Origin of the sequence: Succinivibrio sp., assembly GCF_045124615.1 — a bacterium.
Classification (GTDB): Bacteria; Pseudomonadota; Gammaproteobacteria; order Enterobacterales; family Succinivibrionaceae; genus Succinivibrio; species Succinivibrio faecicola.
Window position 1 is genome coordinate 1 of sequence record NZ_JBGVMC010000082.1, and the last position, 14,764, is coordinate 14,764.

12 protein-coding genes are annotated in these 14,764 nt (G+C 33.6%); 5 read left to right on the forward strand and 7 right to left on the reverse strand.

All coding sequences use genetic code 11. From position 1 onward, the window contains the following. The first annotated feature begins 107 nt into the window (after positions 1-107). A complete protein-coding gene (gene mutM, locus ACJML3_RS02180; protein ID WP_288135749.1) occupies positions 108-929 on the forward strand; it encodes a bifunctional DNA-formamidopyrimidine glycosylase/DNA-(apurinic or apyrimidinic site) lyase in 822 nt (273 codons plus the stop codon). Here mutM and coaD read toward each other — a convergent pair. Further along, entirely contained in the window at positions 924-1,397 is a 474-nt protein-coding gene (coaD, locus tag ACJML3_RS02185; protein WP_288135750.1) for a pantetheine-phosphate adenylyltransferase, read from the reverse strand. The genes mutM and coaD overlap by 6 nt on opposite strands. Position 1,398: 1 nt before the next feature. Next, positions 1,399-2,454 carry a glycosyltransferase family 9 protein gene (locus ACJML3_RS02190; RefSeq protein WP_288135751.1) on the reverse strand — a complete coding sequence of 352 codons (1,056 nt, stop codon included), beginning with the start codon at positions 2,452-2,454 and terminating at the stop codon, positions 1,399-1,401. Between the two features lie 112 nt (positions 2,455-2,566). Here ACJML3_RS02190 and ACJML3_RS02195 point away from each other — a divergent pair, with 112 nt between their 5' ends. Beyond that, positions 2,567-3,286 (forward strand): 3-deoxy-D-manno-octulosonic acid kinase, encoded by a 720-nt coding sequence (locus ACJML3_RS02195; RefSeq protein ID WP_406020217.1) that lies wholly within the window; start codon positions 2,567-2,569, stop codon positions 3,284-3,286. A 97-nt stretch (positions 3,287-3,383) separates the two neighbouring features. After that, positions 3,384-4,259, forward strand: coding sequence for a formate transporter FocA (gene focA / locus ACJML3_RS02200; RefSeq protein WP_219938046.1), 876 nt, complete (start codon positions 3,384-3,386; stop codon positions 4,257-4,259). A gap of 77 nt (positions 4,260-4,336) precedes the next feature. Here the strand turns inward: focA and ACJML3_RS02205 are convergent, their stop codons facing one another. The 4 genes from ACJML3_RS02205 to waaF form a co-directional block, all read right to left on the reverse strand. Further along, a complete protein-coding gene (locus ACJML3_RS02205) occupies positions 4,337-6,265 on the reverse strand; it encodes a filamentous hemagglutinin N-terminal domain-containing protein (RefSeq protein ID WP_219938045.1) in 1,929 nt (642 codons plus the stop codon). Positions 6,266-6,281: 16 nt separating this feature from the next. Then, a complete protein-coding gene (locus ACJML3_RS02210; RefSeq protein ID WP_406020219.1) occupies positions 6,282-7,814 on the reverse strand; it encodes a ShlB/FhaC/HecB family hemolysin secretion/activation protein in 1,533 nt (510 codons plus the stop codon). 315 nt (positions 7,815-8,129) lie between these two features. Beyond that, entirely contained in the window at positions 8,130-9,428 is a 1,299-nt protein-coding gene (locus tag ACJML3_RS02215) for a 3-deoxy-D-manno-octulosonic acid transferase (RefSeq protein WP_406020222.1), read from the reverse strand. After that, a complete protein-coding gene (waaF, locus tag ACJML3_RS02220; RefSeq protein WP_219938042.1) occupies positions 9,428-10,483 on the reverse strand; it encodes a lipopolysaccharide heptosyltransferase II in 1,056 nt (351 codons plus the stop codon). Before waaF ends, ACJML3_RS02215 begins: the two co-directional genes overlap by 1 nt. Positions 10,484-10,572: 89 nt before the next feature. On the opposite strand from waaF, the gene rfaD reads away from it, so the two are divergent. After that, entirely contained in the window at positions 10,573-11,535 is a 963-nt protein-coding gene (gene rfaD, locus ACJML3_RS02225) for an ADP-glyceromanno-heptose 6-epimerase (RefSeq protein WP_219938041.1), read from the forward strand. Beyond that, on the forward strand, positions 11,517-12,374 hold the full coding sequence (locus ACJML3_RS02230; protein WP_406020225.1) for a rhomboid family intramembrane serine protease: 858 nt from the start codon (positions 11,517-11,519) through the stop codon (positions 12,372-12,374). Before rfaD ends, ACJML3_RS02230 begins: the two co-directional genes overlap by 19 nt. Before the next feature lie 554 nt (positions 12,375-12,928). On the opposite strand, the gene gpmM is transcribed toward ACJML3_RS02230, so the two are convergent. Beyond that, positions 12,929-14,470, reverse strand: a complete 1,542-nt coding sequence (gpmM, locus tag ACJML3_RS02235) for a 2,3-bisphosphoglycerate-independent phosphoglycerate mutase (protein ID WP_219938039.1) — start codon at positions 14,468-14,470, stop codon at positions 12,929-12,931. Between the last annotated feature and the right edge of the window lie 294 nt (positions 14,471-14,764).

Consider the following 14,764-nt stretch of genomic DNA (forward strand, 5'->3'; position numbering starts at 1 on the left):
ATGGCTGGTAGAATAAAAAAAGTTATTAACGTGTAAGATCGGATTTTGAGATCTTAGGGTTAAAATTTGAACAGATTTGATTTTTGTTGATTTAATTCTGAATAAAAATGCCTGAATTACCTGAAGTAGAAGTAACAAGAAGAGGGATTACTCCTGCATTGTTACATAAAAAAATTTCAAAGATATATTTTTCTGATAAATCCCTGCGAGAACCATTTTCTTCTGATTTATATAACCTTGAAGGTGGATATATTCAGGATATATGCAGACGAGGTAAATATATTATTCTTGTTACTGACAAAGGTTATGTCCTTATCCACCTTGGAATGTCTGGTCATCTTCATGTAACAGATGCAAGCGAACCTATAAAAAAACACGATCACTTTGAAATACGTACAAGTGACGGATCCATAGTCAGATTAAATGACACAAGAAGATTTGGTTTAGTTAAATATTTCTCTGTAAATAACCCACCTTACGAAAATAACCCTATTAAGACTTTAGGACCAGAGCCATTAACAGATTTATTCAACAGAGAATATCTATTTGAAAAATTAAGAAAATATAAAAAGGATATAAAGCAGACAATAATGGATAATAAGGTCGTTGTAGGCGTAGGTAATATATACGCTAGCGAGGTCCTTTTTATCAGTAAAATCCATCCTGAAAAGAAGGCAAATACACTTTCAAGAGAACAATGTTCAATTCTCACTGAAAACATAAAAGACGTTTTGTCAAAGGCAATATTACAAGGTGGTACTACTATTCGTGATTTTGAAGGTGCAGATGGCAAACTAGGATATTTTGTACAGAACTTAATGGTATATGGTCATGATGGAGAGAAATGTAGAAAATGTGGCCATATTATAAAGAAAATAACACAAGGACAGAGATCTACTTATTTCTGTCCTCATTGTCAGAAATTATAGTTGTTTTACTTTTTCAACAACTGCCTTTGGTACGTATTTTTCAATGTTTCCTCTATGAATTATGACTTCCCTGACAAGTGTTGAGGAAATAAATGAAACAGAAGGATTAGGAGGCAGAATAACCATTTCTATATCTGGGCTTTCAACTTTGTACATATTAGAAAGCTGACTTTCATATTCAAAGTCTAATCCAGTTCTTACACCTCTTATAAGTATGTTTGCTTTTTTACTCTTGAGGTAATCAATAAGCATACCGTCAAAACCTTCAGCAGAAACATTTTTTAAATCTTTTATACTGTCATTACACAAATTAACTCGAGTATTTAAATCAAACATTGTGTGTTTTGATGGGCTAGCTGCAACAGCAACTATAATTTTTTCAAAAATACGAGATGCTCTTTTTATCAGATCTAGGTGACCGTTTGTTATAGGATCAAAAGTACCAGGAAAAACTGCTGTAGATTCCATATTAAACCTCAATATATTTTGATACGGCAAGATCAAATGCTTTTTTTACATCACTAATTGATATGTTTTTCATAGCATTTTCGTTTTTTACTCTGTACCTCCAAGAAACATTGTCTTCTTTTAACTCTTTAGCTGCTTCTTGCTCATATACACTAACTTCGATATCTCTGAAATTATAGGCCCCAACTCTGTTTGGATTGTGTATTGCAAATAATCCTATAACAGGTATGTTCTGAGCTGATGCTAAATGCATACAGGCACTGTCAGGAGAAAGAACAAGACTTGATTTAGAAACGACAGCACAAAGTTCTCTAAGTGAAGTTTTTCCACATAAGTTATTACATTTGAATGAAAGCTTTGATTCAATATCAGAACACAGCTTTTTCTCTTTTTCCGCATTTGAACCTAACAGAACTACATCAAAACCTTTTTCATGAGCGTATTGTGCTATTGCGCTATAACCATCTACAGTCCAGTTTTTTATTGATTTTGCAGATGCTGGGGAAATGCAGAAAACTTTTTTGTCGGTATTTAGTAATTCTTCTGCTTTTGTGAGCTCGTTTTTTGTAAGGCAAAAATCCCAAACAGGCTTTATTTCATCTAAACCAATGCTCTTTGCAAATGACAAAAAGCCAGATAATACATGGGGATCTTGAGGTGTATCGATTATCTTATTAACAAAGAATCTCTGGCCTTCTCTACTTCTTTGTTTATCATATCCAATCTTTGTTTTAGCTTTAACGCATAAAGACAGAATAGAAGCTTTTATAGATGTCTGAATGTTCAGAAGGTAATCATACTTTTTATGTTTCAGGCTTTTTCTTAAAGAAAAGAAAGTTTTTATTATTCCCTGATTCTTTATATCCGCTTTTATCAGATCAACCAATTCATTTCCGTTGGAATCAACGAATAAAGAGGCAAATCTAGAATCAATAACCCAAGAAACACAAATATTCTCAGATGCTTTCTTCATTGCACAAATAAGTCCGTATGCATTGATACAGTCACCAAGTGCAGATAGTCTTAAAACGCAGATATTCCTTGTGCTATTTTGCATAGATAAACCACTAAATTTTATTTAAATTTTACTTAACTGTTCAATAGTGTATTATTGCACATATATCTTCAAAATTTTCTTTTTAAAAAGTATATCTGTTGGTGTAAATCATATGTCAGAAGAATTGCTGTCTTTAGGAAATACCAAATATCTGATTAATTCTGATTTTTTATCAGAATTTGATCTGTCTGAAATAGAGGCATTGTTTGACAGAACATCAATAGAAAGTCAAAAGAATGTTGAAAAGGCAAGCGGTAGGGGCAAGACTTTACTGTTTAGTGCAAAAGACAAGAATCTTGTACTTCGTCAGTATAGAAGAGGCGGATTCTTTGGAAAATTTGTAAAACATACATTTTATGCATTTGATAGCTTTCAGCACAGAGCCTTTGATGAATTCAGAATGCTGTCAAAAATGGTTGATATGGGGCTTCCTGTACCAACACCTGCAGTAGCTAGAGAAATTAAAACGACCTTTGGAATAAGACAGGACATTGTAATTCAGAGAATATCTGGTTTTAAGGATCTGTCCTATTTTATAAAAGAAAGATCATTAACTGATGAAGAATTAGTATCAATTGGAAAAACAATCAAAAAGTTCTTTGATAATAATATTCTTCATACAGATCTGAATATAAGAAATATTCTTTTAAATGAAGATAGTTCAGTCTATATCATTGATTTTGATAAATGTTTTATTAAACCAATGAAAAAAGAAGACAAAGAAAAAATCGTCAATCGTCTTCTCAGATCTTTTATAAAAGAAAAAACAAAGAAATCAGCTTACTTTGAAGAAGAAAAGTTTGAGTTGCTGAAAAAGGAAGCTTTATCGTAATTGTTGATTCGCTCATATTTTCAAATAAGATGTTTTTTTGGACATTCTCAGTTAAAATAGCGTCCAAAATCACACTTTAAAATATGTAGGTATCTAAATGAGCGATAACACATCAATGAAAGCTTTATCCCCATCTCAGATAGTTGAGGCTGCTGAGCACCACGTTACTGATAAGGTTACTAAGAATTTTGCAAGAGCTTTTCTGTTAGCTATTCTTGCAGGTGCTTCTATTGGATTTGCATTCTGTTTTTACACAACCGCAGTTGCTGCTCTAGGTTCTGGTGCAGGCAAAATCCTAGGCGGTTTATTCTTCGCTTTAGGCTTATTCTTGGTGGTGCTATTAGGCGGTGAACTTTTTACCTCTTCTACTCTTACCTTAATTGCAAAAGCAAATAAAACGGCTACCTGGTGGCAGGTATTTAAAAACTGGGCTACAGTTTATGTAGGTAATTTAATTGGTGCTTTATTTGTTGTTCTGATTATTTTTGTGGGTAGAACCTATATGAATTTTGGAACAGAATGGGGGCATGTAATATTAAATACAGCTCTTCATAAAGTGGAACATATCTATCCATCTGATGGTACAGGTATGTATGCTTACTTTAGAGGCTTTTTAGAAGCTATGTGCCTAGGTATTGTATGTAATATCATGGTTTGCGTTGCTGTATGGTTATCATGGGGAGGAAAATCCATTACAGACAAGATCTTAATCATGATCTTCCCTATTGGTATGTTTGTAGCTTCTGGATTTGAGCATAGCGTCGCTAACATGTTCATGATCCCAATGGGTATTGTTCTTCAGGAGTTTTCTATTCCTGAATTCCAGTCTGTTGTTGATGTTGCAAAATATTCAGATCTGACTGTTTATAATTTTATATTTTCAAATCTTATTCCTGTAACCATTGGAAATATTATCGGTGGTGGAATGATGATTGGTTTATATAATTGGTTTATTTGGAAGAAAACCAAATAATCATCAAGAGATTATGAAATAAGAACTCGCGCCTTTTGTTTTTAATAAAGGCGCGGTTCTTGATGTAAAGATCTTGCTTAAATGTAATTCCTACCATTTTTGCTATTCATTGCAACAAGTCTTGTATTCTCTTTACTTATTCCAACTGATGCAAGGAATTTTGGATTAAAAATAAAGTCTTCTGAAAGATTTAATCTATATGCATATATAGAGTCTGTATTCATTTCCTCTTTATTGATATCGATAGTATCTAAAGAATCTTCTGCTTCATAACTTTTGTAATTCTGCGAATAATATTTAATTTTTTTATTTATAAGATTCAGATGATTTTTTAAATTCTCTTTATAGTCGATACCTGTAATTTTAATTTTGTGGTCAGCCCTTTGAGATGCTGTATTGTTGTGGACAAAATAGTATTTTGTTCCATTTTCTTTTGAGTTGTAAACGTGAGAATATACACCGATATATTTAATTGGATCTGTATATTCATATGAAATATCAACATAATCCTCATGTCTGAAATATGGATTATTGACTAATTCAGCATAGTTATACTCTTTTGGATTTGAATTGTCATAAATAAACACAAAATCAGAATCGATAAAATAAGGGCAATAAAAGTTTTTATTCTGCATAAGGCCATCCATTTTGATGTAATCAGTGCTGTTGTTTGTAAAAGAATTATTTATAGATATGTTTGAATTGTTTTTACCAAACTCAGAAAATTTCAGATTTACTTCATTGGCAAAAATTGAACCACTGAATTTTAGATTATCGTTATTTATTCCTGCAAAAATACCAATCTTCGCTTTGTAATATTGAGAGTTTTTGTCTAGTGAAGAAGAGATATTTTCAATAGTTGTATTTGTCAGTGAACTATCAAATGATCCTGTGATACCACCTATGTACACATCAGTTGAGGTATCGTAATACGCATCAACATTAAGATTATTTACCTGAATGTTGGCAAGATGGGATCCTTTTATACTGCCAGCAAGGCCACCAACATATGTAGTATCAGAAATATTATCTAGTTCAATTTTTGAATTTTCGATCTTTATGTTTTCTACAGTGGCGTTATCAAGTTTTCCAAATAAGCCTATATATCTGTTAGATGGATTATCTGATTTTAATGTGTAGCTTATTGTGTTATATGCGCCATCTAATTTTCCTGTGAAAGAGCTGTTAGTGGCAATTCCATTAGATATTTCACCAAGATTAATATCGTTGGTGATAAAATATTCTCCTGAAAGATCGTTTTGAATATTAAGAAAATCATTTTTATCGCTGATTGCTGTTTTTCCTAGTTGAGAAACAGTTCCATTTTCTTTAGTAAAACCATAATCTTCTTTAAGATTTATATCTTTGCTACCACCGATATCAATTCTCTTTGAAGAACTGTAAATAACAAATTTTTCACCATCTACATTTGTTAACCTGTTAGTTGGAGGAGAGATCATGGTTCCGTAACTGATATTTCCAATATCCTTTATAAGTACCCTGTTTCCATCAAGTAATAAATTCTTGGTGGTTACCTTACCTAATAAAGTTATATTACCCATTCCCTTTTTAGATGGGACAAATCCATTACCTTCAAGAAAAGCATTTATCTGTTCAGTTCCTACTTTTGAAGTTGAAAGAGTAATTCCATCTGATAAAAAACTAGAATCTTTTCCTAAGGTGATACCATTAGGATTTACTATATATACTTTTCCACCTGGAAGTGACTGAATGGTTCCATTGATAACTGAAGGATTAGAGCTTCTGATCAGGTTGAGATAATTTTTGTTATCAAACTGAACCAAGTGGTCTTTTCCTACTGAAAAATCGTTCCAGGAAATAACATTGTTTTTAGATGTTGATGAAATAGCCATTTGATTGCGCTGAGAGCTGATAACTCCATTACCGTGCAGGAATTCACCTCCAGAAGGTAATAATGCTGCTGCATGTACTCTATTAGCTAAAAGAATAAATATAGTAATTGTGAATAAAGAAAGTTTATTCATTGTTTAGTCCTTTGATTTAGTATGTATAACCTAACTTAACTAGTGCTGATAATTTATCCTCAGCATATTTCTGATGTTTTCCTACAGCTTTTGAAATACTTAAATCTGTATAGAATCCATTAAAATCCATATGTCCGTTTAGAGATAATCCATAGAAACTTTCTGCTTTTCCGTGGAAATTCTTAATGTGTGATTGCATGAATGCACCACCAAGTTTTAAATTTAAAGGTCCATTGAAGTGGTAGGTACTACCTAAAGAATTAAAAATACCCATGTCCCCTGATGCAAGATTGCTTTGATATGCTTTTACTGCATAAGCTCCACCTGCATTCATTTTTTCAATTGGATCAATGAAATTTGAACAAAGCTGAATGTTAAGTTCAGTATCAAGGGAGATGTTTCTGTTAAGAAAATAAGATAATGTTGTATTAGTGTTTAATAAGCCATAAGCATTTGTCTGATAAAGATTAAACTCATCCATGTCATCTGTTTTAGAAATGCTTAACTTTGTATCATTTGTAAAGAAAATATCTTTGTTGTAGTTAACATGCTCAACAAACAACTGAGCATAAGTACCGTAATTTCTTCTCTTTAATTCAATGTCAAAGTTTGAAAATTTATCTGACATGAATCTTAAATAGGAGCCTAGCTTGTAATCAGTTTTTGTAAAACTGTCTCTGAATAGGTTGTCAGTAAAGAAGAGATCAGAACATATCTGCTTACCTTTAACGTCAAAGTCAGAATACTGATCTTTTATGTCATAAGCTCCAGCATTTACAGAAAGACCAATAAACTTAAAGAAATCACCAATATGCTTTGAATATTCGCTAAAAACGTTATTCTGATCTTTTGAAGAAGAACTTAATGCAAATATTATTTTGTCTAAGTTATTAAACAGATTATTAGAATGAACAACAGCTGTAAATCTTTCCTTTCCGGTATTCTTTTGTCCATAGTTATCTGCAAATGCATCAAAACCAAAAGTTTTTTTGTTTTTCACTACATAATAGGTTTTGTAATAAGAAAGATCAGGATTTAAGAATAGTGCATTATCAATATCTTCTTGTGTTGTAGGGATCAGCTTTAAATCGACATCAAAAGCGTTTAAATCTCTTACTTTTAGCAGATGATCGTTTTTCTTTGTATCAGTTATGCTTTCACATGGTTTGTCCCTGGCTGGAAAAAGGAGTTTTTCTATTATTTCATTAGGGATTGTACTTTTGTTTTCAACTCTTGGTTTCAGTACTTTTAGATTATCAACTGCAATAAGGATTTTTCCATCTGAAGCATCCTGTTCTGGAATATAGGCTTGACAGCCCATAAAACCATGACCTCTGAAAAGATTTGTAACTGCATCAATAATGTTATTTAGATTGTCAGCACTTATTCCCTGATGAATATAAGGAGCTACAGTCTGGTCGATGTGTTTTTCAGGAACTGTTGCCATATATCCTTTAGGGGCAGAAATGCTTATTTCTTGAATACTCTGTGAATATGCTGAAAAAACAATAAAAGGAATAATACAGCATAGTTTTTTTATAAAGTTCATTTAACCTCTCTCCAAAATTAAGAATTTAATATGATATGGATCACAATTTTTAGAGGTCTAAATGATATTATGCTGTTCTTTTTTAATAGGTCTTTATCACGCGGTTTGTGCTACTTGAATTTATATCTAATTGATATTAAAGAAAAAATAATATTGAATAAAATTTCTTTATATTTATGTGTTCACTCTGTGTGTACTTATTGCAATATTTTTGTAACAGAACCGAATATTTTAATGAATTCTTAGCAAGTGGAGCTTGAGAAAGATATATTACCGTTATTAGTTTAACTAATAACGGTGGATGTTATGAATAGATTATTTTTTTAGGAGTTTTCCAATTGTCTCAAGTGTAAAGTTCAATGTTCCTCTACCTTGTTGCTGAATATCCAGGGCCTTTACTCCTGCGATGCTAGCAAGTTCTTTGTCCTTAGTGAGTTTTTCAAAAAAGGCTGCTAAGTGAACCTCATCTTCAGCAAGGAAAGCTCCGCCATTATCAATGAGTTTTTCAAACTGTTCACTAAAGTTATGATAAATAGGTCCAGTTATAATAGGTAGTGAAAAATAAGCTGGTTCAAGAGGATTGTGTCCACCGATAGATACAAAACTACCACCCATAAAGATAACATCACACAGGCCGAAATAGAACTCTATCTCTCCTAAGGTATCACCGATAATCACATCTTTGTCTAGACCTTTTAATTCATCGGTGGACGTTATCTTGCTCTTTCTTTTGTAAGCTATATTAAGTTCTTTTAAGTATTCAATAGCCTTGTTGCAGTCTTGAGCATGTCTTCCAACTAAAACAAGCTTCAGATTGTTCACTGTTTTTTTTGCCTCAATAAAGGCATTGATAATATGTTTCTCTTCGCCTGAATGGAAACTAATGGCACCTATTACATTATTTCCAAGTAACCTTGTTTTTATTGTTTTGGCGTTTTCAAACAATACCTGGTTTGGGATTAGATCATATTTTAGGTTTCCTGCAGCAATTACTTTATCCTGTGAAACACCAATATTCTCAAATCTCATTTTATCTGAATGACTCATAGCAAGGACGAGACTGAGCTTTGATGCAATAAGATCTTTTACAAGATTTGCATGCTTTTTATAACTATCTACGTTTTTATCTTGCAGTCTGCCATTTATTATTACAACAGGTATCTTTTTCTTTGATGCCTTATCAAGCATATTTGGCCAAAGTTCAGTATCAACAATGATAAGAATTTTAGGATTAAATGCTTTGAAAAATCCGCAAACTGAATAAGGTGCATCCAAAGGTGCTGTAACTACGGTAATATTCTTATATGACTTAAGAGAATTTGCTGTTTCTTTTCCTGTGCTTGTCATTGTAGAAATAACAATATTAAAGTCAGGATTCTTTTTTGCAAATCTTGAGACAAGAGGTTTTATTGAATTAACCTCTCCAACAGAGGCTGCATGAAACCATATGGAATTCTTCTTTTTCCCTTTATAGAATCCAAGAAAGTTAAAAACAGCGAGTCCATAACCTTTATCATGTCTTTTCTTGTAACAGATAAATAGCACTGCTAAAGGTGCAATTAAACTAGTTAAAAATTTATATAAATAAAGTGCTAAAAGTGAAGTAAATTTCATTAGCCCCTCTTTTTATCTAGCAAAGACATAAGTTTTTCAAAAACATATTCAGGTGCAATTTTTTTCAGACAGTTATAGTGTCCGTATTTGCATGTTCTGTTAAAACAAGGATGACAAGGTTCATCAGATTCAACACAAATTGCCTTATCAGATAAAGGTGGTGTGTAATTTGTGGATGTTGACCCAAAAATACATACCTGTGGAATATCAGCAGCTGCAACTGTATGCATAAGGCCAGAATCATTGCATACAGCAGCGGTACATTGACCTACAATATCTAAAGCTTCAGTAAGATTTGTTTTGCCAGCTATATCTGTAAAAAATGGTTTGTACTCATCTTCAATATTGCTGAATATCTGCTGAACTGTAGGAATGTCTTTTTTAGAACCAAGACCAATAACTGATCCACCTTGTTTTATCCATAAAGATGAGATTTTAGCAAAATATTCTACAGGCCAAAGTTTTGCTGGTCCATAATTTGCACCGCATCCTAATACAAGGGCAGGCCTTGAAAAATCCAGTCCAAGTTCCTTAATTTTCTCTTCATCTGGTTTGTTTACTGTTAATTTAGGATAAGCAAATTTAGGAAGATCTTTTGCTGTTTTTACAATGTTCTTGTCAAAAGCCAAAGCAACATATCTTTGAACCATCAGAGGGAAATCGTTCTTGTTGCATCTCATGTTATTCAATATGAAATAGCGAGATTCACCTTTAAATCCTCTTCTATCTTTAACTTTTGAAAAGAGCGCAATTAAGGCTGATTTCAAGGAATTTGGCAGAACAATTACAGTGTCATAGTTGTTTTTTGCAAGTTTTCTGCCTTCTTTGAATCTTTCTTTTAGATCAAATGTACCGTGATCGAATGGATTTATCAGTTTTCCTGAGATTTCTTCCATTCTGTCTAAAATCGGCATTGTGTATTTTGGGGCGTATACATCAATAGTACAATTAGGATCCTGTTTTTTTAGCTCTTTTAGAAGAGATTGTGACATAATCAAGTCACCAAGCCAGGATGGAGCAATAATCAGGTATTTATTTGATAATTTTTTATTCATAAATGTCACAGTAGAATTGAAAAGAAATGAACTTTGATTTCCAATATCAATTATAATGGACTTAATTAAGAACAATAAAGGAAAAAATTATGATAATCGTAACAGGTGGCTGTGGCTTTATCGGTTCTAACATCGTAAAGCATCTAAATGACAGAGGAATTAAAGATATTCTTGTTGTAGATAATCTGACAAATGGTCATAAATTCATTAACTTAACTGACCTTGATATTGCAGATTACATGGATAAGGTTGATTTCCTTGAGTTAGTTAAAGACGAGAAAGCATTCAACGCAAAATATGGTTCTCAGAATATTGAAGCTATTTTCCATGAAGGTGCTTGCTCATCTACTACTGAATGGGACGGCCGTTATATTATGAAAAATAACTATGAGTACACTGTAACTCTATTTGAGTTTGCAACAGCTCATAGAATTCCTTTCTTCTTTGCTTCATCAGCTTCAACCTATGGTGATGGAAACGTATTTGTTGAAGACAGAGAGAATGAAGGTCCATTAAATGTTTATGGTTATTCTAAGTTCCTGTTTGATGAATATGTTCGCCGTAGATTACCATCATTAAAGTCTCAGGTTGTTGGTTTCCGTTACTTTAATGTTTATGGTCCAAGAGAAGGTCATAAAGGCTCAATGGCTTCAGTTGCATTCCATCTGAACAATCAGATGAAAGCAGGTCAGAATCCTAAACTATTTGCTGGCTCAGATGGATATCCTGATGGAGGCCAGATGAGAGATTTCGTTTATGTAGGTGACGTTGCAGAAGCAAATTTATGGTTCTTTGAGCACAAAGGTCCATCAGGAATTTACAACTGTGGTACAGGAAGAGCAGAACCATTCTTGAACATTGCTAAAGCAGTTATCAAGCATTATGGTCGAGGAGAAGTTGAGTTTATTCCATTCCCAGAGCATTTAAAGGGGCACTATCAGGCTTTCACTCAGGCAGATTTAACTCAGTTGAGAAATGCAGGTTGTGATATTGAATTCAAATCTGTAGCTCAGGGTGTTGCAGAGTATATGAAATGGCTCAATTCCAAATAATTGATGAATTTGATGTAGAAGTATGTAAGTTACCTTATGAGAAAGCCTTAAGCTTTTGTGATTATCTTAATTCCATCGGAATTAAGGCTAAAGCAAAGGAAGGTTACAGTGGCTTCTACATTATTTTTGTTACAAATGAGTCTGACAAACTAAAAGCAAAACTAGAGCTTGTCAGACACTCTGATTCTGCTTTTTGCAAAGAGTTTGAAAAGGTTTCCTGGAAATCAGGAAAGACCGTTTCATCTAAAAAGCGTTTGAACAGTAATTCACTTCCTTTTACATACAATCTGTTTTCTGTCGTTTCGATTATTCAGATTTTGTGTGTCATTGTTTACGTACTATCCTTAATAGATCAGGATTTTGTAGTATTTAATCTTGCATTAGGCAGATTTGAGCATTTTACAAATCCAATAAATTATTACAAATTATTCACCCCTGCTTTAGTACATTTTTCGATAATGCACATAGCATTTAATTTGATAATGTTTGAAGCTTTAGGTAGACCAATAGAAAACACTTTTGGTTCAATAAAGATGTTTTCTCTTGTGGTTGGTATTGCTGCAATATCAAACGTTTTTCAGTATATGTTTACAAGTGAACAGGCTGTATTTGGTGGTCTGTCAGGTGTGGTTTATGGTCTGATTGGATATTCAGCAGTTATAAGCATGATGAAGAAAGCTCCATCAACATTTAAGGTTATTCCTGGTTTGTTTGCAGTAAGCTTTATCTTTATCCTTTTTGGCTTTTTCCTGAATGGCATTGCAAATGTATGTCATTTGTCAGGATTACTATTAGGTTCTTTAATTGCTCTTTTTGACTGTAAATTCAAATTTAAATAATGAGTTTTAAACAGTTGATGCAAAAATCAAGAGAGCTTTTGAATCAGAGTGTTTTTTTTCTTTTACCATGAAAAAAAACGACTTTGACAGTTTGTATTATATAAAAAGAAGTCTAACTATATAATTTATAAGACAATTAGTACTCTTTAAAATTTTAGGTAATGTAGTATATATTTTAAAGCTTGTTTAAAAGAACTTCACTAAGCATGTCCTTTAGCTGACATTTGCGCTTCAATAAAGAGTTGAGATTTGTTGTTGTGATAAGTTTGTAAAGTGGAGTTAATCCTCTTGCATACATGATCTTATTAATACTTCCTTCATCTTCATCTATTGAATTTCCTTTTGCAAAATTGAGAGCTTCATAGGCAGCAGTGCAAAAACATCAGCTTGTCGTTTATTTCAAATGGAGAGGGGCTTGCATTATATAAAGCTGTGCAGATGGCTTTTATGCTTAGAGGGGTATTTGCTTGAGAGGCATATTTTCAAGATATTTGTCACAGTTATGAAAAAAGCCTGTATCAAAAAGATACAGGCTTTTGACTCTTTAAAAGAAATTAGTCTTCTAAAGTAATAATTGATTTACCAGTCATCTCTGCTGGGATTTCCATACCCTTTAGGTAAAGCATTGTAGGAGCGATATCAGATAATCTTCCGTCAGCTCTCATTGTTGCTTTTCTACCGTAGTAGATGAATGGAACTGGTAAGTTGGTGTGTGCTGTATATGGAACACCAGTTTCAAGATCCTTCATACGCTCACAGTTACCGTGGTCAGCAGTGATTAAGCATTCACCGTCAACTTTCTTTAATGATTCGATAACACGGCCGATGCAGGTATCAACAGCTTCAACAGCCTTAACTGCAGCTTCAAATACGCCAGTGTGACCAACCATATCACCGTTAGGATAGTTACAGATGATTACGTCGTATTTACCTGACTCAATTGCAGCGCATAACTTGTCTGTTAACTCAGTTGAGCTCATCTCAGGCTGTAAATCGTAGGTAGCAACCTTTGGACTCTGGATAAGAATTCTGTCTTCACCCTCGAATACAGTTTCAACACCACCGTTGAAGAAGAAGGTAACGTGTGCATACTTTTCAGTTTCTGAAATACGTAACTGAGTCATGCCCTTCTTTGATAACCACTCACCTAATGTATTAGTTAAATCCTCTGGTGGGTAAGCACACTGAGTATGGATATCAGCTGCATACTGAGTAAGCATAACGAAGCTTGATAACTTTCTTACAACCTTACGCTTAAATCCAGTAAAGTCAGCATCTGAGTTTACGAATGAGCGAGTGATCTGACGAGCACGGTCTGCACGGAAGTTCATGAAGATTAAAGCATCGCCATCTTCAAGAGGAGCCTTCTCACCAATTACAGAAGCCTTTACGAACTCATCGTTCTCATCACGAGCATATGCTGCTTCAATAGCAGCACTTGCAGATTCGAAAGAATCAAACTGGCTGATAGACTGAGTAATTAAGTCATAAGCCTGCTCTACACGATCCCAGCGATTGTCACGGTCCATAGCGAAGTATCTGCCAACAACAGTTGCGATTCTACCTACACCTGCCTGTGCAAATGCGCCTTCAATTACCTTGATGTACTCTAAAGCTGAACGAGGAGCAACATCACGACCATCAGTGAATGCATGGAAGTAAACCTTTTTTGCACCACGCTTTGCTGCAAGCTTAATCATTGCAACAATGTGATCCTGATGAGAGTGAACACCACCAGGTGACATAAGACCCATGATATGAACTGCCTTGCCATTGTTTACAGCATCATCTACAGCTTTTACTAAAGTTGGGTTCTTATCAAATTCGCCATCAGCAATAGCCTTGCCGATTCTTGTTAATTCCTGATAAACAATACGGCCTGCACCGATATTTGTGTGGCCAACTTCTGAGTTGCCCATCTGACCGTCAGGTAGACCTACATCAATACCTGAAGCTTGAATGTCTGTGTGTGCATAGTTTGCTGTAAGAGAATCTAAAACAGGTGTTTTTGCAGCCTCAACAGCGTTGAACTCTTTAACTGGGTTATCGCCCCAACCATCCATGATAATGAGGGCTAAAGGTTTCTTATTTGCCATATTTTTTTCTCACATGTATGTAAAACAATATTGCAATATTTTACCTTTTTTTTAATTTAATTGTGATTAAAAGTGGTAGTTTTTTTCAATAAAAAAAGAAATTAATGTTTTTTTTTGCGAAAGTTTTGTAGATTATTCTCATTCTAGAAGGAATATTGCCGGTTAAATGTGACACAAATTCTTTTTGTGACTTTAACTCTATGTTAGAATTATCAGATTAGTTATTTAAAAAAATAAGAGGTGTTGTTGTGGGAGAGTTTTTCTCATCTGACAATCTAGAGCAGTATATTGCTT